Source organism: Staphylococcus haemolyticus, from assembly GCF_006094395.1.
Lineage (GTDB): Bacteria > Bacillota > Bacilli > Staphylococcales > Staphylococcaceae > Staphylococcus > Staphylococcus haemolyticus.
Map to the genome: position 1 here is coordinate 560245 of NZ_CP035291.1, position 22118 is coordinate 582362.

Here is a 22118-nt window from a genome sequence, read left to right on the forward strand (position 1 = left end):
TTAACTTATTACGTATTTGTTTAACAATGGGACTACTGGCCTTTTTGTTTTATGAGCTTTTTTATCTGGCAACAATAGGAAGGAGCAATATAATGACGCTAAGTATTAAGAACTTAACAAAAATTTACTCTGGCAATAAAAAAGCAGTAGATAATATTTCATTAGATATTGAATCTGGTGAATTTATTGCCTTTATTGGGACAAGCGGTAGCGGTAAAACGACAGCTTTACGAATGATTAACCGAATGATTGAAGCCACTGACGGCACAATTGAAATGAATGGGAAGAATGTTCGAAATATGAATCCAGTTGAATTACGTAGAAGTATTGGCTATGTTATTCAACAAATTGGATTGATGCCTCATATGACCATTAGAGAAAATATTGTCTTGGTACCAAAGTTGCTTAAATGGTCTAAAGAGAAGAAGGATGCTAAAGCAAAAGAATTAATCAAGTTAGTAGACTTACCTGAAGACTATTTAGATCGTTATCCATCTGAATTATCAGGTGGTCAACAACAACGTATTGGTGTCGTACGTGCATTAGCTGCAGAGCAAGATATCATCTTAATGGATGAACCTTTTGGTGCATTGGATCCAATTACGAGAGATACTTTACAGGATTTAGTTAAAGATCTTCAAAAGAAATTAGGGAAAACATTTATTTTCGTGACACATGATATGGACGAAGCGATAAAGCTCGCAGACCGTATTTGTATCATGTCTAAAGGGAAAGTTGTTCAATACGATACACCGGATAATATTCTTAGAAATCCTGCCAATGATTTTGTTAGAGAATTTATTGGACAGAATAGATTGATTCAAGATCGTCCGAATATGAGAACGGTTGAAGATGCGATGATTAAGCCTGTTACGGTAAATGCCAACGACACTCTTAATGATGCAGTCAATGTTATGCGACAAAGACGTGTTGACACAATATTTGTAGTCAACAATCATCATCATTTACTTGGATTCCTAGATATTGAAGATATTAACCAAGGGTTACGTCAACGTAAGGAATTAATTGATACAATGCAACGAGATGTTTACAAAGTCCATATTGATTCTAAATTACAAGACTCCGTACGTACGATATTAAAGAGAAATGTTAGAAACGTACCAGTCGTTGATAATGACAATGCACTTATAGGTCTAATTACACGTTCTAATCTTGTTGACATTGTCTATGACTCTATTTGGGGTGAAGAAGATGATGAGATGACATTGTCTGATTCGCACATGAATGATGTCGAACGTGAAAATGAGTTAGGTAACATTGAAAAAAATGAACATGCCGAAGACCGTCATAATGACGCTACATCGAAACAAAAAGATGTTACAGATAGATTAGACACACATGATGTGAAGGATTCTGACCATTCGGGAGTTGATCGTTAATGCGCCAATTTTTCCAAGAATATGGAAGCCAACTCGTATCGAAAACGATAGAACACTTTTACATATCAATTATCGCGTTATTAATTGCGATTGTAGTTGCGGTTCCGTTAGGCATTTTATTATCTAAGACGAAACGTATTGCAAATGTAGTGTTAACGATAGCGGGTGTGCTTCAAACAATTCCGACGTTAGCAGTATTAGCCATTATGATTCCAATCTTTGGTGTAGGTAAGACGCCAGCAATTGTCGCATTGTTCATTTATGTATTGTTACCAATTTTAAACAATACAGTTCTGGGAGTACAAAATATTGATAAGAATATCATCCAAGCTGGAACAAGTATGGGTATGACTAAGATGCAGTTAATGAAAGATGTCGAATTGCCATTAGCCTTACCACTTATAATTAGTGGTATACGTTTATCAAGTGTATACGTAATCAGCTGGGCTACATTAGCTAGTTACGTTGGCGCTGGTGGACTCGGTGATTTAGTCTTTAACGGATTAAATTTATATCAGCCACCAATGATTATTAGTGCTGCAATTCTTGTAACGTGTCTGGCTTTACTTGTCGATTTCATACTTTCTTTAATTGAAAAGTGGGCCGTGCCTAAAGGGCTTAAAGTATCTAGATAAATACAAAGGGAGGATTTTAAAATTATGAAAAAGTTAAAACTTACTTTCATACTTCTTGCAATGTCTCTCATCGTATTATCTGGATGTAGTTTACCAGGTTTAGGCGATGGTGACGGTAAAGATAGTGTGAAGATTACTGCCACAGAAACTAGTGAAACAAAAATTATGGCAAATATTGAAAAACTAATGATAGAACATTATACAAATGGCAAAATAAAACCTACTATTGTTGGTAATTTAGGTTCCAGTATTATTCAACATAATGCATTACAACGTGGAGATGTGAATATGTCAGCAGTAAGATATACTGGAACAGAATTGACGAGTGTACTTGATGCACCACCAACAAAAGATACTAAAAAAGCAATGTCAGAGTCACAAAGATTATTTAAAGAAAAATATAATCAGAAATATTATGACTCATTTGGGTTTGAAAATACGTATGCATTCATGGTTACTAAAGAAGTAGCTGAGAAATATCATTTAGAAAAAGTTTCCGACTTAAAAAAATATAAAGATGAATTACGTTTAGGCATGGATACACAATGGATGAACCGTGCTGGTGATGGATATCCAGCTTTCCAAAAAGAATATGGGTTTAAATTTGCGAGTGCACGCCCAATGCAAATTGGTTTGGTGTACGATGCTTTAAAAAATAAAAAATTAGATGTTGCTGTTGGTTATTCAACCGATGGACGTATTGCTGCTTACGATTTGAAAATCTTAAAAGATGATCGTAAATTCTTCCCACCATATGATGGAAGTCCATTAGCAACTGAAAAACTAATCAAAGATCACCCTGAAATTGACAAAGCATTGAAAAAATTACAGGGACAAATTAGTACTAAAGAAATGCAGAAATTAAATTATGAAGCGGATGGAAAAGGTAAAGAACCTGCCGTTATTGCAGAGGAATATTTGAAGAAACATAATTATTTTGAAGATGACAGTAAGAAAGGTGGTCAAAAATAATGAAAGGTAACTTGTTAAGCTCACTTTATGAATACTATACCTTGAACTTTGGCTATCTGATGGAACTCTTTTTCAAACATTTATTAATGTCTATTTATGGCGTGTTATTCGCTTGTATTATTGGCATTCCGATAGGGATTTTAATTTCAAGATATACAAAGTTATCATGGCCTATTATTACTATCGCGAATATTATCCAGACAGTTCCAGCAATCGCGATGTTAGCAATACTTATGCTAGCACTTGGGTTAGGGCCTAATACTGTAGTGTTTGCAGTATTCTTATATGCGTTACTTCCAATTATTAAGAATACGTACACTGGCATTACAGAAGTAGACTACAATATTAAAGATGCAGGCAAGGGTATGGGAATGACTAAGAATCAAGTCATGCGTATGATTGAATTGCCATTGTCATTATCAGTGATTATTGGTGGTATTCGTATTGCTCTAGTTGTAGCGATTGGTATCGTGGCAATTGGCTCATTTATTGGAGCTTCTACACTAGGAGATATTATTATACGAGGTACAAACTCTACTGATGGTACGGTTTATATACTTGCTGGTGCCATTCCAATTGCGTTAATTGCGATTATTATAGATTTAGGATTACGTTTATTAGAAAAGAAACTCGATCCAACGAATAATAGTAAGAAACGAGACAATAAAGTTCAAAGTATTAATTAATGGTTACAAATGAAAAAGAACCTGAGCACAACATTGTGTTCAGGTTCTTTTTAAAATGTTTAGAATAAAATTGAAGCTAATGGTGGAACAATGGCAACGATAATTACGCCAACGATAACAACGGCGATACTACCCATTGACTCTTCAGTTTCACCAAGTTCTTTGGCTGCAGCTACGCCAAGTGTGTGTCCACTTGTACCAAGGGCTAAACCACGAGCGATTGGATTTGAAATTTTAAACCACTTAACAATTTTAGTACCTAATGCAGAAATAACAACGGCATTTAGAATAACGGCTAATGACGTTAACTCTTTGACGCCACCAATACCTTGTGATACTGGAAGGGCGATCGCAGTTGTAGCAGCTTGTGGTAGCATTGAAGCACCAATTTGATCGCCTAATTGGAATACAATAGCTACTAAGTAAATTAAGATAAGTGCGATTAACGTTCCAATTGCGATACCCCCAAAAATTTGTAGCCAATATTTTTTAAGTACATCACGTTTTTTATATAAAGGGATGGCGAAACTAATTGTTGCTGGCTCTAAGAAGAAGTTAATAATGTCTCCACCTATTTTGTAATTTTCATAACTAATACCTGTTACTTTTAAAAATACGATCCCCGCAACCATTGCTACGAAAAGTGGTGCTAGTAAGAAGAAACCGTTCGTTTTTTTATAGAAATATTGTGCAATGACAAATGGTATTAATGAGACTAATATACCAAAATACGGTGTTGTAATTCCTAAATGATCTACCATTAGTTACCCTCCCCAAGTTTAGTTTGTTCATTTTGCTCTTTAGATGGGAATAATGTTTTTGTTACGAATAATTGTGAAACAAATCCTACACAGATAAGTAGTAATAACGTTGAAATAATAATTAATAGCAATATTAAAATAGGATGTTGGCTTAATATTGGTAAAGAATTGATAACCGAAATTCCGGCCGGTACGAATAAGAAACTAATATTATTCGTTAATGCTGTGCCGACACCTTCAACTTGACCTAATTTGACCACACCAGTGCATAATAGGATGAATAGTAATACGAGTCCTATTACTGACGCTGGCATAGGAAATGGTATGAAACTTTCAATAATTTTAGATATAAATAGTACGATAGCAATCGTTAATGCTTGCTGAAAGAAATTATACGTTTTTGCTAACTTATGATTTCCTTTATGAGCATTACTTTGTGATTGTTCATTTGCCATATTTTAACGCTCCCTTTCTCTTTCCCTTACAGATAGAATATTATGAAAACGTTTACTATTGTGAGTTTTGGCAGTGACTTACAAAAATTAGGACGTGAGTTGCAATATATTCAAGTTGAAAATCAAATAGTCAAAATAATAACAAATGATAAGACATTTATTTATAAAATAAAAAAGTATTTAACCTTATTTGGCGTATCAAATATTGATGTTTGCCATAGATTAAATACTTATTAAGATGATTAATATGTTTACGTTGTATGTTTGACTGGTTAAGCAAGGCCAATTTCATGTTTAAATGCCTTCATAAATGATCGACTAACTTGAAATTTATCTCCCGATGTCATGGTTACTTGATAGGTATAATTGAACCAATGTTCAACGCTATCGATATGCGTTTTATTAATGATAGTCGCACGATGAATTTTAATAAATGTGTTATTCGATAATTTCTTTTCATAGTAGTTAAGTGGTTCATTAGTTTGATATGTGCGATGAGTGGTATTTATCGTTGTTATCCCATTGTTGACTGAAACTGCTGTGATGTCATCTTTTCGGATCACATAGATACGTTCATTCATTTCAATTGGTAGTACGGTTTGGTCTTCATTTTCTTGGCGATCATCTTGTTGCATTGATAGCGTAGATGGTTCACTTGTTATATGATCTATCTCATTGCTATTAGATATTTGATGCTTAACTTTATTGACTGCTTGCTCTATACGTTCAAGTTCAAAAGGCTTGAGTATATAATCAATTGCATCAAGTTCAAAGGCTTTAACTGCAAATGTATCGTGTGCCGTTGCAAAAATAATGTGTGGTGGTTGTTTCATTTTCTTTATTTTTTGTGCTAAATCTATACCACTTTCATCCATAAGATTGATATCTAAAAAGACTAAATCATATGTTTCTGATAAAAGTTTTTCTAACGTTTCTTCTATGTTTTCAGCTTCATCAATCACGTTAAATCCAGATATCTCATTTAATAAGTAATGAAGCTCATTTCGAGCTAATGGTTCATCATCAACGATTAACGTCTTCACTTAAATATCCTCCTTTATTGTGTGTGATGGTATATGGCAACTTACCGTCGTTCCTATTTCTGTTGATTCAAAATGTAAGGCGGCCTTTGTGCCGTAAAGTCCAATTAACCGTCTGTTTAAATTTTCTAAGGCACTACCAGTTCCTGTCTCTGAATCGACACTCATTTGTCCAATCAATGGTAACTTATCATCATCAATGCCACTTCCATTATCACGAACAGTTAATGTTAATTCTTCATTGTCATGGTGTGCAACTACATCAATAATATTATCTTTGCGACGGTGTTTAAAGGCGTGTTTGATAGCATTCTCAACTAGAATTTGAATGACGAAAGGTGGGATAAGCACATGCTTACATGATGAATCAATATGATATTGAATTGTGAATCGATCAGGGAAGCGTGCTTGTTCTAATGCCAAATAGGCCTCTACTTGTTGCAATTCTTTTTCCAAAGTAATGGTGTTATTTCGAGCTCCTTGCAAATTTGATCTAAAGAATTGGCTTAACTGCAATAATAACTTTCTTGCCTTTTCACTATCAATACGTACGAGGGCTGAAATGGTATTAATCGCATTAAAGAAGAAGTGCGGATTAACCTGTGCCTGTAACGATTTGATTTCAGCATCTTTTAAAAGTTTACTCTGCATTTCGGCCTGACCCAATTCTAATTGACTTGAGAAGATATCTGCTAGGCCACGTGCGAGTTGTTTCGTCGATGTTGTGTTTTCATATTCATTTGTAAAATAAAATTTTAATGTGCCGGCTACTTCTTGATTAATCATTAAAGGGATGACGATAGCAGATGTTAAAGAACAATTTGGATTGTTGCATCCGATTTCTTCTTTAGAGTGTGCTTCTTTTAAATGACCCGTTTTTATGACTTCTTTTGATAAATCGGTAATGATTGCTTTTTTAGCAACATGGTGGTCACTTGCAGCGCCCACATGTGTTAAAATATCTGTTCTATTTGTGATAGCAACCGCCGATACGTTCATCAATTTCAGAATGATTTCAGCAACGGAACGTGCAGACTGTTCAGTTAAACCAGACCTAAAATACGGCAACGTTTTATTCGCTATTTCGAAGACATCATGCGTTTGAATAGCACGGGTTTGCTCTTCTTGTTTTAATGTTGAAAGTATTATAGATAAGAAGATAGCTGTCCCAATACTATTGATTAAAATCATAGGTAAGGCGATAAATTGAACAAGCGACCATGCAGAAGCTGTATCGTTGGCAAAGATGAGTATGCATGCCATTTGAATTGCTTCATTAATTGCACCAATAATGGCACCCATTAAAACGGTTGGGTAAGTATAGCGACGCATTGTACGATAACCATAAAACCCTGATATAAGTGCGATGAAAATAGATGAAATGAGATAGGTGTATGCATTTGCACCGCCAATATAAAGGCGTGACAACCCTGATACAATGCCTACTATAATTGCGACGAAAGGTCCGCCAATTAAACCAGACATCCCTATTGTTAATACACGTGTATTTGCCATAGATGCATCGTCATTTAGGTGGTAATAAATATTACTAGATACAATATGTCCATTTTCAATTTCAATTCCAGTGAAATTTGAAGTTATAGCAAATAGAGCGAACAAAATTGTTAATTGCCATTGAGAACGCAATTTTTCGCGTTCGCCCATCATCGTTTTAAAGTGATTAATATTCATTAACATATAGGCGATAATAATGATTAACCCTACACGTTCAAGCAATAATATAAATAAATTAAACATAGTAAGCACCTATTCATTGTAGTTTCAGTTAAAATACTTATCCTTTCTATAATTATAATATGGATAATTTTAACTTAATAGTTTAAAATTAAAACTTATAATTTGTAGGTATCTAATTATTGATTTATTGCACTTTTGAGTATGTTGTTAAAAATATTTATTGAAAAAGTTAGAGTATTTTATTAAGTCATTTCTTCTTAATTATGATAAGGTTTTCAATGTAAACTAATTTCTTAAGTGAGTGTTGTATCTAACATAATCTAACGTCAAATAATGAAAGTCATGATGCACATGTTAATAAATTATAGAAATAGGGAACTTATTAATTAACGCTATAGACATAAAATTGATGACACTCATTATAGTTGCTTTATTAGGACTTAAATCAACTTGAGTAGATTAGTTTTAGGGTAATTTAGGAGGAATTTTTCGAGATGGAGTCTTCAAAACAATTTAGGGGAGATAATAAATTACTAATTGGTATTATAATCGGGGTACTCACATTCTGGTTATTTGCACAATCATTAGTTAACGTTGTTCCAACGTTACAATCTTCATTTAACACAGACATGGGTACGATTAACATTGCCATTAGTTTAACTGCATTGTTCTCTGGACTATTTATTGTAGGGGCAGGAGATATTGCAGACAAATTAGGTCGAGTAAAAATGACATACATCGGCTTAGCATTAAATATTATTGGTTCATTATGTTTAATCATCGCACCTGTCGCATGGTTGCTATTAGTAGGACGTGCGTTACAAGGTTTATCAGGTGCATTAATTATGCCGTCAACACTTGCAATAATAAATGAATATTACATAGGAAAAGAAAGACAACGCGCTGTTAGTTACTGGTCTATCGGTTCTTGGGGCGGTAGTGGTATTTGTTCATTATTTGGTGGTTTCATGGCCTCAACGATTGGATGGCAGTGGATTTTTATTGTTTCAATTGCACTTTCAATTTTAGCCTTTTTCTTAATTAAACATACACCCGAGACTAAAGTTGAACCTAGTGTAGATGAAACTAAAACAAAATTTGATGTGACTGGTTTAATACTATTGGTTATTACACTATTAAGTGTTAACGTGATGGTTACGCAAGCTGCAGATCGAGGACTGTTCTCGCCAATGATCTTATCACTTGGTGCTGTATTCTTAGTTGCAGGAATCTTATTTATTATTAGAGAATTAAAAACAGAGAACCCGTTAGTTGATTTTCATATTTTCAAAAATAAGGGTTATAGTGGTGCGACATTATCCAACTTTATGTTAAATGGTGTTGCCGGTGGTACACTTATTGTTGTTAATACGTATTATCAAAGTCAATTAGGTTTTAGCTCATTACAAGCAGGTTTAATTTCAATTACGTACCTTGTAGCTGTACTAATCATGATTCGTGTTGGTGAAAAATTATTACAAAAACTTGGTGCTAAAAAACCATTATTAGTAGGTAGTGGTTTTGCATTCTTAGGATTACTACTATTATCTTTAACATTCTTACCAAATGTTGCTTATATCATTTCAAGTATTATAGGTTACTTATTATTTGGTATCGGTTTAGGTACATATGCTACTCCTTCTACTGATACAGCGGTTGCAGAAGCACCTGATGATAAAGTAGGTGTAGCATCTGGATTGTATAAAATGGCGTCATCTTTAGGTAATGCTTTTGGTGTTGCTATGTCTAGTACCATTTATGGTTTTGGTGCATCATTCATGAATTTACAACTCGGCGGCGCTGCTGGCGTATTATTCAATGCCGGAATTGCTTTAACTGCATTTATAGTAATTTTAATTTTAGTTCCTAAGAAATTAAGAACAAATTAATATAAATATTAGTTTTTAATAGTGAGATATCGAATTCGATTAGAGTTCGATATCTTTTTTAATAAATTAAAGAACAATTTATATTAATTATCTTAAAATTGTGAATATTCCGTTTACAATATTGACGTTATAAATTTAAAGTAGTATTTTAAAATCATCATTAGGAAAAAGGGGTCGTGACATATGAAAATAGCAATTGCAGGTTCTGGCGCGTTAGGAAGCGGATTTGGTGCGATGTTATACCGTCAAGGGTATGATGTAACGTTAATTGATGGATGGGAGCCACAAGCGAAAGCAGTTATACAAGAAGGTTTACATATAGACATCAATGGTAAAAATCATCATCTTAACATGACGATGTATCAACATAACGATATTCCACAAGATGCTCAATTTGATGTTATCTTTTTATTCACTAAAGCGATGCAGTTACAAGATATGCTGGAACATATTAAAGCACACATTCATGACAATACAATTATGGTTTGTACGATGAATGGTTTGAAGCACGAACGTTTAATTCAACATTATGTTGACGAATCACGAATTGTGCGCGGTGTTACTACATGGACTGCAGGATTAGAATCTCCTGGACATACACATTTAATGGGGGCAGGTCCGGTTGAAATTGGTGCACTTGTACCTAAAGGTCAAGCTAATGTTGATGTCGTGTATGAACTGTTAGATCAATCTGGTCTTAATCCACATAAAAGTGAGCAGCTGCAACAATCAATTTGGAAGAAAATTTGTGTGAATGGTACTGCTAATGCACTTTGTACGATATTAGAATGTCGTTTATCAAATTTAAATGAGAGTGATTATGCGAAACAACTTATTTACAAGATTACACAGGAAATTGTACAAGTTGCAACGGTAGATGGCGTACATTTAAATGGAGATGAAGTTTACAATTATCTCATCGATTTAAATGAAAAGGTAGGCCCACATTATCCATCAATGTATCAAGATTTGATTAACAATAATCGTCTTACAGAAATTGATTATATTAATGGAGCAGTTGCTCAATTAGGTAAAGAACATCATATTGATGCGCCAGTTAACCAATTTGTAGCGAATATGGTACATGCGAAAGAGCAACAACGACATGCAAAATAATGTCCAATTAGAAGACATGAAGGGTATGTCATCAACTCGTATCTGAATAAAAGTAATTGATTCTATGATTTAAGATTGAATTGTGGAATCACCTTAATGGTAAGGTGGATTGGAGTGAGATGTTGGATTCAAATTGGATTCAGTCTTGCTCCTTTTTTAAATCGAATAATTATATCTTTATCACAAAAAGTGATACGCTTAATCCTTATTGAAATATGAATGATTATAAAATAGTCCTAAACGGGTAGAAGAAGGTTAAGTGAATTTAAGGAGCTGTTATTAGAATGAATCGTTCAACGAAACGTGTCGTTATTACAAGTATTGTAGGTGGATTGCTAAGTGGTGCGGTTAAGATTGGCTGGGAAGCTATCGTTCCGCCTAGAACACCGGAACGTGAGAAAGAAACCCCTCCAATGACATTATTGAATCAGGTGGGATTACCAGATTCAATAAAAAAAGCAACCTATCACTATAATGGTAATGATATTCCAATAACGGTTATGGGGATTCATTATGGCTTCTCTGTAGCAAATGCTCTTGCATATGGCTTATTAGCTGAAAGATTTCCACGAATCACTGCCTTAAAAGGATCATTATTTGGCGTTGCTATTCATATTGCGTTTCATGAATATTTATTGCCAAAGTTGAAATTGACACCTCAGGTTAAAGACTTACCTTATGAAGAACGACTTTCAGAGTTGTTTGGTCATATCGTTTGGATGAATACTATTGATATGATTAGAGATTCTAGTAAGTAGGTTAGATTGAGATATTCATTTTCAGAAAAAGAGAAATAGAAAGGTGAGTACAATAATGACTAAAATATTTATTACAGGCGCAACAGGATTAATCGGAACACGATTAACAAAACGTTTGGTTGAAGAAGGACATGAAGTTGCCGGATTCACTACATCTGAGAGAGGTAAAGAGAAATTAGAAAGACTCAATGCTAAAGCATATATTGGTGATATTTTAAAAGCTGATACTATTGATGCAGCAATTGGTGACTTTCGTCCTGAAATTATCATTAATCAAATTACAGATTTAAAAAATGTTGATATGGCTGCAAACACAAAAGTGCGTATAGAGGGCGGTAAAAACCTAACTGATGCGGCACTTAAATTTGATGTTAAAAAAGTAGTAGCTCAAAGTATTGGTTTCATGTATGAACCAGGAGAAGGACTTGCTACTGAAGAAACACCATTAGATAATCATTCAGATGGTGACAGAAAAATTACGGTAGATGGCGTGGTTGGACTTGAAAAAGAAACCGCTCGTATGGACCAATATGTTGTGTTACGTTTCGGTTGGTTATATGGACCAGGTACTTGGTATGGTAAAGACGGTATGATTTATAATCAATTTAAAGATGGCGAAGTAACATTATCAGATGGTGTCACATCATTCATTCATTTAGATGATGCTGTTGAAGTATCTATTCAAGCGATGAACTTTGATACTGGTATTTATAATGTTGCAGATGACGAGCCAGTAAAAGGATCAGACTTTGCAGCATGGTATTCAAAAGAAGTTGGTGTGGATCCTAAAGTCACTATCCAACCCGCACAACCATTTGAACGTGGCATTACAAATGACAAGTTTAAAGAACAAGGTGGTACACTAATCTATAATACATGGAAAGATGGCATGCACCCATTAAAATAAATTATTAGTAAAAGAAGCACTGTTACAAGCTAATTGCAATTAGCTTGTAACAGTGCTTGTTGTATTGATGGAATGTCTTTATTACTTTAAGCCTTATCATCGTTAGTCTTATTTTGACGTTGTTGCTCAATTTGTCGTTTGAGTTGTTCACCTGCTGCTTTACCCACTTTTGCATAATGGCTATGTGCAAAATGCATTTGAATAATTAAAAACGTTGCACTTATCGCCCAGTATAAACTTAAGGCTGAAGCAGATTGTAGTGATGCATAAATAATAAATAATGGCGATAATACCATCATGACATAGTATGTGCGTCTTTCTTCTTTTGGATAATGCATTGCATTGACCAAAGGTTGAATGAAGTAAAGTAAAGCTGCTATAAATGTCATGATTAAATCCGTATGCATTAAATTGAACCATAAAAAGTGAGGGTGCTCGATAATACCACCACTCGTTGGATATTTAATACAAGCGTATAAACCTAATAAAATAGGAATTTGGATTAATATCGGCAAAGTTCCAACTAGGCTTTTGAATGGATTAATACCATAGTCGTTGTACTTTTTCATTAATAATTTATTAGCTGCAGTACGTTCTTCTTGTGTATCAGCATTCTTTAGTTTATCTTGCAGTTTCTCAATTTCCGGTTTAACTACCTGAGTTTTACCTCTCATAATGTGAATGTTTTTCACTTGGATAAACATTAGTGGCATTAGTACAAGACGTATGATAAGTACAATGACAATAATAGCTAATCCATAATTCTCATGGAATGTACGACCTAAGAAGTGAAGTAACATATCCATTGGCTTAACAAATATAGTATAAAAGAACCCATGTTGATCTTCTTTATGAGAATAGTCACATCCACCCAATAATATGACAATACTCATTAAGAATAAGGACCATTTTTTTCTCATTTATAATCTCCTATGTGCTTGAGGTCTTTAATAATCTTAGTCTTTAATATGTTTAGCTTAACATATTCGTATGTTTAGCGTAGCAGTTAATCTCAATTTTATGACTTTTATTTGTTTGTATTTGTAATTATTTTTAAAAGAACTAAACCAAAAAGACTCGTTAATAAAGTGATGAAACCTAGTATAGTGACTTTAGCTGGTGCTGGTAGCCATGTCATAATAAATTGCCAATCAGAGCCATTTAGTAACAATGAAGGCAATAGATGTAGAAGGCCTAAAATTAAAATAAAGCCGATTGAAAGAATGAGTATTCGATATTTCGTGTTTTTACGTTGAAAGCTTAATAGGATCGATTGATGACTGGTCATATGACGATATAAGTAAATCAAAGTTATAGCAACCATGATCCAAATCACGATTGTAACTACAATAATCATAGTTTGGTATTGATTGATGTAGTATTGTACCGTGTCAATATGCTGTCCTTGACTTAATTGTGTATTTAAATGTTTGGCAAGCGTTGGCGTATGACTAGAATAAGCATTTCCGAGAACAACAATGCCATAGTCTTTCTTAGGATTCAAAATAATATAAGATGAATAGTTCTCAAGCGTACCCGGATGATAGATAAGTGTTTCTTGATTATCTTTAGTGACAAACCAGCCTGTTGCATATTGAGAATCATCATCGTCATTTGTTTTAACTTTAGGTTTGTGTGTAGTTTCAACTAAAGATTTTAAATGTTTTGGGGGATGAAGTTGAAATTTTATCCAAGGTTCTAAGTCATGTGTGCTAGCCATTAAATAGGCTGCTGGGTTATCACCGATATTAAACTTTGGATTATCTGAGTATGCTTTATTATGTTGAATATCATACCCCTGAGCATCATCTCCGCCTTTTTTATTACTTTCTTTAGTAGAAATATGTTTCATATTTAAAGGTTTGAAAATATGTTCACTCATATAAGATGAATAGGGAGAATGAGATATATTCTGAACAATTAAACCTAAAATATCGTAATTCATATTAGCATATTCGAACTGTTCTCCTGGTCGATGGTTCAGTGAACGACCATTAATACTGTTAACAATTCCATCTAGACTATCCGTCTTTTTTGTAATTTTATCATTGTCAGTGATATCTCCTGGAATACCACTAGTTTGAGTTATTAATTGATTAATAGTAATTTCTACTTTTTTCCCTTTATATTTCATATGAAAGTTAGGTATGTATTTACTTATAGGGTCATTTAATTTGATTTTCCTTTCATTGACTAGTTGCATAATGGCATATCCCGTCATTGCTTTGGAATTAGAAGCAATTTCAAAGCGTGTATTGGAAGTTACTTTTTGTTTATTTTTAATGTTTGCATACCCATAACCTTTATTGAGTAACATTTTATTATCTTTAATAATTAATACAGAGACGCCAGGAATGTGACCATCATTCATTTCGTTTTTGACAATGCTGTCCAAATAATTTTGAGAAGTAGGGCTAATCATTGAATAGTTGGGTTGCCATTTAATCATGATTGAACAAATAAATAAGATAATAACTAATACGACTCCACTGAAAAGAAATGTCTTTTTCATTTTTAATCCTCTGATCATAAGATTTAAGTAGCGAACAATTTACACTGTTAACGACAATAGTATAGCAAGTTTTTTCATAAATTGCTCTTGTACTTCTTTTGAGTTGCTATCTATTGATTTAAATAATTAATAATAGAAATTTTACAAATAAATATAACTGTAAAATGTAACTTTAATGGTAATAAATTACATTAAAATAGTGGGGGCATCTATACTTTTTATCAAAATGGGAGTATATTTTATCCATTGAATTTGAATATAAAGAGGTAAAGAGTATTATGTTCACTCAATTTAAAAGACTTTTAATTGGTAAACCTAAAAGAAATCGTGATTTAAAAAATGAAAGAATCAGTAATTTCAAGGCTTTAGCAATACTTTCTTCGGATGCATTGTCATCAGTAGCCTATGGTCCGGAGCAAATTTTGATTACACTCGCAGTCGTTGGTGCTATAGCGTCATGGTACACGTTACCAATTGCATGTGCAGTATTAGTACTATTAGCAGCTTTAATCTTATCATACCGCCAAGTCATTTATGCCTATCCTAAGGGCGGCGGTGCTTATATGGTTTCTAAGACTAACTTAGGAGAAAAATGGGGACTAGTAGCTGGTGGTTCATTACTTGTTGATTATATTTTAACTGTAGCGGTAAGTATCGCTTCTGGTGCAGATGCGTTTGTAGCTGCATTTCCGTCACTGTATCATCACAAAGTATTAATTGCATGTTTACTAGTACTATTTATTTTAATAATGAATTTACGTGGATTGACAGAATCTGCTACAGTATTGTCTTATCCAGTCTATTTATTCATTATCGGGTTAATTATTATGATTGTTGTAGGTGTATGGAAAGTTGCAACTGGCCAAGCTGAACCACATATGCACGCAACAGTGGGAACAGCTGTGCCTGGTGTTACGCTATTCTTACTATTAAAAGCATTCTCATCTGGGGCATCATCTTTAACAGGCGTAGAAGCTATATCTAATGCGGTAACAAATTTTAAAGATCCTGGTCCTAAGAATGCTGTTAAAACATTAGTTACAATGGGTGGCATCCTTGCATTTCTATTAGTAGGCATTGTAGGTTTAGCCTATTGGTACGGCGTAATGCCTGAGACTGAGACGACCGTATTGTCTCAATTAGCAATGAACATTCTAGGACACAATGCTGGTTATTATTTTGTTCAGGCTACAACAGTAATGATTTTAGTTTTAGCAGCGAATACAGGTTTTACAGCATTTCCAATGCTTGCCGCTAGCATGGCGAAAGATAAATATATGCCGCGTATGTTTAGTGTTCGAGGAGATCGCTTAGGTTATTCGAACTCTATCATCACTTTAGGTGTTGGGGCTATCTTGCTTATTATCATTTTTGATGGTAAAACTGAGAACTTGATTCCACTCTATGCTGTAGGTGTATTTATTCCATTCACATTAGCACAATATGGCATGGTACTTAAATGGATTAGAGGCAGAGAAAAAGGGTGGTCTCGCAAATTAATTGCCAACGCGATAGGTGGAACAATTACATTTATCGTATTTATGATTTTCTTGATCACTAAATTTAGCCATGTATGGCCAATATTGATATTTTTACCTTTAATTGTGATTGTATTCCTACGTATCAAAGGTCATTATAAAGATATTGCTAAACAGTTGAAATCGACTGCAATGGTACAAGATATGCCAATTGTTGATAAAAATTTAGCAATTGTTCCTGTAAGTACCATTACGTCAGCCATTGATAAATCAGTATATTATGCTCAAATGATTGCTGATGATGTCATAGCAGTTCATGTTTCATTTGGAGATGAAGCGGATAAATGCTTTGCTGAAAAATGGCAACGTCATTATCCGGATGTGCGTTTAGTCATCTTACATTCTGAATATCGTAGTGTCATTAGACCAATTTCAAGATTTATTGATAAGATCAATAAAAAAGCGAATGATAAAAATTATGTCATTACAGTTGTTGTGCCTCAGTTTATTACAAAAAAATCATGGCATAACTTCTTACACAATCAAACGAGTATTAGATTAAAAATGCACTTATTCTATCAAAAGAATGTTATTTTAGCAACTGTACCATTTAAATTACACAAATAAACTTATAGAAAAGCCCATAGATAATGCAAGGTTACATTATCTATGGGCTTTAATTGATTTTTAGTGAGCGTTGCTTACTTCATGTGCTAGAACGATTTCATTGTAATTGATGTTTTCTCGTAATTGGGTTGCAACTTCATTAGTTACTTTATTTCGTGAAATTAATTCATCTAAAATGGTACGTTGGATGTATAATGCTTCCAATTTTACATCTTGTTGTTGCTGTGTAGTAAGTTCATATACTTCTTTGTTTTGATTTTTTTGTTGCTTTCTATTCTTATTGTGACGAATCGTACGAGATAAGTTGTGATATTGGTTAATAATTAAACTCACTTCTAAGACATTTGAACTATTTTGTTCTTGACGCATTTTCATAATAATATTGTGATTAACAACACGCATTAATTGTTGCACTTTGTTAAAGCTATTTGCACATTCTTCTCTTTGTGCCTTTTTCTCGTCTTTTACTTTTTGACGTTCAGCTTTATATTCTTCACGCTTAGCTTTAATATCCATTTTATTTTGTTCTGGTGTAGCATGATGTTCTTCTTTTAATAATCCTCGGTTTTCTTTATGGATGCGATGTGTCTCTTTTCGTGATTCTTTACGAGCTTTAAATCGTAAGCCGATTAATTTAAAGAAACGACTTATTTTTCTTATAATAGACATTTCACGATAAGATTGACTGAATTCCGTAATATTGCGATAGTCTGTTAAATCCTTCTTAGTAATTCTTTCTTTTTCGATTAATCGCTCTAGTGTTCTTGTTTCTTCTTCTTCAGCTATTTCTTGAAGGCGACGTAATTCTTTCGTATTTTTATTGTCCGGTTCCATATTGATTAAGAATGATAACTCATTAAAATATTGATTTAATATTGGTCGATAATCCATACTTTTTTCTTCAGAGTTTTTCTTTTTAAATGCATCGAGTACTTGTTGAACCATGAATATTTTAGCTGATTGATAGGACATACCTTTAAATTCTGAGATCTTTTCAGATGGTGTGATAAACGGTAGAACAACTTGAGCGAGAATTAAGCTAGTTAATACCATAAATGAAGCGATGAATAACAGATCATTACGATATATAAACTCTTGGTTACCATCCATCATATATGGAAGTGTTAGTGCCATTGATAAGGAAATGGTACCGTGTATCCCACACATTGTCATAATAAAGGCATAGTGATTACGCTTCGGTGGTCCAGCATCTTCTTCATCATCTAAATAAGATTGAACGTTGTTTGGATAATAAAAATCTTTAAATAATAAGTACACCCAAACAAATCTAAATACATAAATCGCTAGCGCAATTAATAGCGCGGTTGTAATTAAAAATACAATGTTTTGTGGTTCGTCATGAATAATTTCCATAACTACTTCGGGAACGATATATCCTAATACAACAAATACAAAGCCATTTAACGCATAACTTAGCGTATTCCATATTTGGTTATAGTTCATTTGTAATTCCGTTTGGGCACGAATTAAACGGTCGCGTTCTAAACCATGGATTAAACCAGCGACAACTACGGCTATAATTCCTGATGCGTGAAGCTCTTCGCCAATAAAATAAACGGCGAAAGGAGTAAGTAATTGAATGAATGTTAACGTATTACTATCTTTCATGCCTTTATTGGCAGTTAAATAAACTCTTAAAGTTACGACTAGTGCGCTAACAATGATACCAATTAACACACCTAAAATAGTTGAAATAATAAATTGGCCAATTGCATCAAATGCTGAAAAACTACCAGTTACAAGTGCAGTAACTGCAATTTTAAATGAAATGATACCTGCGGCGTCATTAAGTAATGATTCACCTTCAAGAATTGACATTGACCCTTTAGGTAATATCTTACCTTTAGTAATTGCGGAAACTGCGACTGCATCAGTAGGGCAAAGAATTGCAGCAATTGCAAAGGCAGCTGGCATTGGTAAATCCGCCCAAATCCAATGAATAAAGAAACCAACACCAATAACAGTAGCAAAGACGAGTGCCATTGCCATAAGTACTATGGGTTTACGGTACTCAAGTAACTTTGTTCGAGAAATATGCGTACCTTCCACAAATAAAAGTGGGGCGATAACCGCCATCATAAAGACTTCCGATTCAAATTCAAAGTGCATTGGAATAGGTAGCACAAATAAGCAGACACCCAATGCGATTTGAATAAAAGCAGTAGGAATTTTAGGGAACCTATTATAAATAATAGAACTGATAATAACTGCGAATATAAATAATAAAAATGCTTCTAATAGCTCCATGAATAACTCCTTTATAAAAATGAATACTAATAGTTTACCATGTGAAGTGATAAGCTACCAAAAAATGGTAACCTATTTAATAAATTGTTTTATGATTATTATTTTGTCTATTTACCATATTTAAGTGTCTATAAACAGATATATGAATTAAAGTGGTTATCAATATAGAGTTGCTTGAGATGTCTAAAAGTGGGAGTAGTTGAATAAAGTTATATGATAGTGAGAACAGAATTAAGATCATACAAATATAAAAACTGAGAAAAGCTTGATATAAGCGTCTTCTCAGTTTTATTTGTTTTTATAAATTGAAAATTTCGTTTATCAATTAATTAATCTGATGATTAATAATTAATTGAATTACGTCCTTGACTACGAGTTCGTTCCGCTAAGTCTTCTGCATTAGACTTGTATTTTCTATAAAAGATGAACAAGAAGATAAACCAAATTGGTGAAATGAAAATGGCCGCTCTTGTATCTTCGCTAAAGAATAGTAGTACAAACACAAACGCGAAAAATGCGAGTACGACATATGCTGTCTTAAGTCCACCAAAGAGTTTAAATTTATTCTTATGGTGTTCTTCTGGATTCTTTTTAACGAAAACAATATAAGAAATGATAATCATTGCCCATACTACTAAAAATAGAACAGTTGATAGTGTTGTAACATAAATAAATAATTTAATGGCATCTGGGAAAATAAAATTAAGCAATGCTGCTGCCAATAAGGTACCAGATGAAACTAACATAGATAAGTATGGAACACTGCTACCATTAGTTTTGCTTAAAACTTTAGGTCCTAAACCTTGTTTAGCAAGTCCGAATAAAATACGACTATTAGAATAAATACCACTGTTTGTTGCTGATGCAGCGGCAGTTAATACTACAAAGTTTACTAGTCCGGCAGCGAATGGTAAGCCGATTAAACTAAACATCGTTACGAATGGACTACTATTTGAGTCTATTTTATTCCAAGGAATAACCGACATGATGACTAATAAACCACCTACGTAAAATAATAAGATACGTATAGGCACGTTATTAATTGCTTTAGGAATTACATTTCTAGGGTCCTTCGTCTCACCAGCAGTTACCCCGATAAGTTCAATACCAATAAATGAATAAACGGCAATTTGGAATGCCATTAAGAATCCAAATGGTCCATTAGGGAAGATACCGCCGTGATTAGTTAAGTTACTAAACGATGCATGACCATAAGATGTTTTAAATGAGAAGAATATCATGACAAGTCCAACGATGATCATCGCAATAATAGTAACAATTTTGATAATTGAGAACCAAAATTCCAATTCACCGAATAATCTTGCACCTAACATGTTAAAAGAGATTAACATTAATACTATGAACAAGACGGTAATCCAATGTGGAACTTGTGGGAACCAAAAACTAAAATATTGTCCCATTGCTGTTAAATCTGACATACTTGAAGCAATCCAAGCGAGCCAATATGTCCACCCAATGACAAATCCGGCAAAGGGACCTATGTATTCGTTCGCGATATCTACAAATGAATTAAAGCGTGTATTACTTAATAACAATTCTCCAAGTGCTCGCATGAATGCAAACATGACCATACCAATAATCATGTAAGTTAGTAAAAGGGAAGGTCCTGTTAAAGCTATTGTTTGTCCTGAACCTAGGAATAATCCTGTACCAATTGCGCCCCCAATCGCAATTAATTGAATATGCCTGTTGTTTAGTTCTCTTTCCAACTGTCTAGCCATATACTTCCTCCTTAGAAAGCAATGATGCGATTTTTAATTTTTTAGTTGTAAACGCTTTCTTTTTTATGTAAAAATTTTTCTTTTAACAAAGTATAGCGTTTATTCAATAGTTGTTAAATTTTAGATAAAAAGCGATTTTGATATTAATTGTTCACAAATTATGTAACTTTGCTAAAAGGTAATTTTATTATACTCTTTATTGTATAAAATATAAACAAATTTCTGAAAATTTAATAAACAGATTTATTTATTATTAATAATAACTATGACATAATGATTTCAATTCAAAACAAGTAAGAGGGAAGACATTAATGAAGATAGGTACAATTTCAGATTTACATATTGATCGACATCCTAAACTGGAACCACAAGCATATCTTGATGCACTCGTATATATTGTGGAACAAAGAAATATTGAATTATTATTAATTGCAGGAGATATGTCTAATGATTATCTGCAAAGTTACCAATTTATTCAAGACTTAAAAGAAAAATGTCGTATACCAATCTTATTCGTCCCTGGTAATCATGACTATTGGACTTCAGAAGCATCACTCAGTTCAAAGCAAATTTATGAATTTTATGCTAGCAAGCCAGACTGTCTAATTGGCAAACCGTATGTCGTTAATGACCATTGGGCAATAGTAGGACATACTGCATGGTATGACTATAGCTATGCTGATGACAAATTTGATTTGGATCGAATTAAAAGAGGGAAATATTACGGTGCCACATGGCAAGATAAAGTGAAAATTGATTGGGATATTGATGATAGAGTGTTATCTAAAGAGGCGGCTAAACAAATACAAGAAGACTTAGATCAGGTTAAAGATAAACATATTATCTTAATGACTCACATTGTCACGCATCCTAAATTTATAGTACCTATGCCGCATCGCATTTTTGACTTCTTTAATGCTTATATAGGTACTAAGGACTTTGATGAATTTTATTCAACCTATTCCATCCGTTATAGCATTATGGGGCATGTGCATTTTCGAAAGATGATTAATGAAAATGGCATCACATATATTTGTCCCTGCTTAGGGTATCAACGACAATGGAGAACGAGTGATATTAATCAAGAAATCAATAACGCTTTAGTATCATTTGATATTAGTGATGAATAATATATATGTGAGATTGGGAAGTGTTTTAAATTATCTCAATCTCA

General features: G+C 33.5%; 19 protein-coding genes. 11 read left to right on the forward strand and 8 right to left on the reverse strand.

What is annotated here, in order from left to right; translation table 11 throughout:
- The first annotated feature begins 92 nt into the window (after nucleotides 1–92).
- Genes EQ029_RS02520 through EQ029_RS02535 form a run of 4 tightly spaced genes read left to right on the forward strand, consistent with a single transcriptional unit; the run spans nucleotide 93 to nucleotide 3693 of the window.
- Nucleotides 93–1400, forward strand: coding sequence for a betaine/proline/choline family ABC transporter ATP-binding protein (locus EQ029_RS02520; protein WP_016930761.1), 1308 nt, complete (start codon nucleotides 93–95; stop codon nucleotides 1398–1400).
- Nucleotides 1400–2035 (forward strand): ABC transporter permease, encoded by a 636-nt coding sequence (locus tag EQ029_RS02525; RefSeq protein WP_011274932.1) that lies wholly within the window; start codon nucleotides 1400–1402, stop codon nucleotides 2033–2035. Before EQ029_RS02520 ends, EQ029_RS02525 begins: the two co-directional genes overlap by 1 nt.
- A 24-nt stretch (nucleotides 2036–2059) precedes the next feature.
- On the forward strand, nucleotides 2060–3007 hold the full coding sequence (locus EQ029_RS02530; RefSeq protein ID WP_011274933.1) for an osmoprotectant ABC transporter substrate-binding protein: 948 nt from the start codon (nucleotides 2060–2062) through the stop codon (nucleotides 3005–3007).
- The gene (locus EQ029_RS02535) at nucleotides 3007–3693 is read left to right on the forward strand and encodes an ABC transporter permease (RefSeq protein WP_011274934.1); all 687 of its coding nucleotides are present in this window, start codon (nucleotides 3007–3009) and stop codon (nucleotides 3691–3693) included. Before EQ029_RS02530 ends, EQ029_RS02535 begins: the two co-directional genes overlap by 1 nt.
- Before the next feature lie 59 nt (nucleotides 3694–3752).
- On the opposite strand, the gene lrgB is transcribed toward EQ029_RS02535, so the two are convergent.
- Together lrgB and lrgA are read right to left on the reverse strand one after the other, a co-directional pair.
- Nucleotides 3753–4454 carry an antiholin-like protein LrgB gene (gene lrgB / locus EQ029_RS02540; protein ID WP_011274935.1) on the reverse strand — a complete coding sequence of 234 codons (702 nt, stop codon included), beginning with the start codon at nucleotides 4452–4454 and terminating at the stop codon, nucleotides 3753–3755.
- The gene (lrgA, locus tag EQ029_RS02545) at nucleotides 4454–4909 is read right to left on the reverse strand and encodes an antiholin-like murein hydrolase modulator LrgA (protein ID WP_011274936.1); all 456 of its coding nucleotides are present in this window, start codon (nucleotides 4907–4909) and stop codon (nucleotides 4454–4456) included. The genes lrgB and lrgA overlap by 1 nt, the downstream gene beginning before the upstream one ends.
- Before the next feature lie 42 nt (nucleotides 4910–4951).
- Between lrgA and EQ029_RS12535 the strand changes: the two genes are divergently transcribed.
- Nucleotides 4952–5146, forward strand: a complete 195-nt coding sequence (locus tag EQ029_RS12535) for a hypothetical protein (protein WP_136720968.1) — start codon at nucleotides 4952–4954, stop codon at nucleotides 5144–5146.
- Between the two features lie 35 nt (nucleotides 5147–5181).
- Here EQ029_RS12535 and EQ029_RS02550 read toward each other — a convergent pair whose 3' ends face one another.
- Both EQ029_RS02550 and EQ029_RS02555 read right to left on the reverse strand, forming a co-directional pair.
- Nucleotides 5182–5952, reverse strand: a complete 771-nt coding sequence (locus tag EQ029_RS02550; RefSeq protein ID WP_011274937.1) for a response regulator transcription factor LytR — start codon at nucleotides 5950–5952, stop codon at nucleotides 5182–5184.
- Nucleotides 5953–7707, reverse strand: coding sequence for a sensor histidine kinase (locus EQ029_RS02555; RefSeq protein WP_046464668.1), 1755 nt, complete (start codon nucleotides 7705–7707; stop codon nucleotides 5953–5955).
- 434 nt (nucleotides 7708–8141) lie between these two features.
- Here EQ029_RS02555 and EQ029_RS02560 point away from each other — a divergent pair, with 434 nt between their 5' ends.
- The 4 genes from EQ029_RS02560 (at nucleotide 8142) to EQ029_RS02575 (ending at nucleotide 12317) form a co-directional block, all read left to right on the forward strand.
- Entirely contained in the window at nucleotides 8142–9536 is a 1395-nt protein-coding gene (locus EQ029_RS02560; protein WP_011274939.1) for an MFS transporter, read from the forward strand.
- A gap of 183 nt (nucleotides 9537–9719) precedes the next feature.
- The gene (locus tag EQ029_RS02565) at nucleotides 9720–10652 is read left to right on the forward strand and encodes a 2-dehydropantoate 2-reductase (protein ID WP_016930758.1); all 933 of its coding nucleotides are present in this window, start codon (nucleotides 9720–9722) and stop codon (nucleotides 10650–10652) included.
- Nucleotides 10653–10936: 284 nt separating this feature from the next.
- Complete coding sequence (locus EQ029_RS02570; protein ID WP_016930757.1) at nucleotides 10937–11410, forward strand: DUF1440 domain-containing protein; 474 nt, start codon at nucleotides 10937–10939, stop codon at nucleotides 11408–11410.
- A gap of 55 nt (nucleotides 11411–11465) precedes the next feature.
- A complete protein-coding gene (locus EQ029_RS02575; RefSeq protein ID WP_033079725.1) occupies nucleotides 11466–12317 on the forward strand; it encodes an NAD-dependent epimerase/dehydratase family protein in 852 nt (283 codons plus the stop codon).
- Between the two features lie 86 nt (nucleotides 12318–12403).
- On the opposite strand, the gene yidC is transcribed toward EQ029_RS02575, so the two are convergent.
- Both yidC and EQ029_RS02585 read right to left on the reverse strand, forming a co-directional pair.
- Nucleotides 12404–13237: a membrane protein insertase YidC gene (gene yidC, locus EQ029_RS02580; RefSeq protein WP_011274944.1), complete on the reverse strand. Its 834-nt coding sequence runs from the start codon at nucleotides 13235–13237 to the stop codon at nucleotides 12404–12406.
- A 107-nt stretch (nucleotides 13238–13344) separates the two neighbouring features.
- Nucleotides 13345–14829, reverse strand: a complete 1485-nt coding sequence (locus EQ029_RS02585; RefSeq protein ID WP_011274945.1) for a serine hydrolase domain-containing protein — start codon at nucleotides 14827–14829, stop codon at nucleotides 13345–13347.
- Between the two features lie 278 nt (nucleotides 14830–15107).
- On the opposite strand from EQ029_RS02585, the gene EQ029_RS02590 reads away from it, so the two are divergent.
- Nucleotides 15108–16934, forward strand: coding sequence for an APC family permease (locus tag EQ029_RS02590; RefSeq protein ID WP_011274946.1), 1827 nt, complete (start codon nucleotides 15108–15110; stop codon nucleotides 16932–16934).
- A 60-nt stretch (nucleotides 16935–16994) separates the two neighbouring features.
- Here the strand turns inward: EQ029_RS02590 and EQ029_RS02595 are convergent, their stop codons facing one another.
- Together EQ029_RS02595 and EQ029_RS02600 are read right to left on the reverse strand one after the other, a co-directional pair.
- The gene (locus tag EQ029_RS02595) at nucleotides 16995–19202 is read right to left on the reverse strand and encodes a cation:proton antiporter domain-containing protein (protein WP_103262001.1); all 2208 of its coding nucleotides are present in this window, start codon (nucleotides 19200–19202) and stop codon (nucleotides 16995–16997) included.
- Between the two features lie 341 nt (nucleotides 19203–19543).
- Nucleotides 19544–20944, reverse strand: coding sequence for an amino acid permease (locus EQ029_RS02600; RefSeq protein WP_011274948.1), 1401 nt, complete (start codon nucleotides 20942–20944; stop codon nucleotides 19544–19546).
- A 311-nt stretch (nucleotides 20945–21255) separates the two neighbouring features.
- Between EQ029_RS02600 and EQ029_RS02605 the strand changes: the two genes are divergently transcribed.
- On the forward strand, nucleotides 21256–22074 hold the full coding sequence (locus EQ029_RS02605) for a metallophosphoesterase (protein ID WP_037570669.1): 819 nt from the start codon (nucleotides 21256–21258) through the stop codon (nucleotides 22072–22074).
- Nucleotides 22075–22118 lie beyond the last annotated feature (44 nt).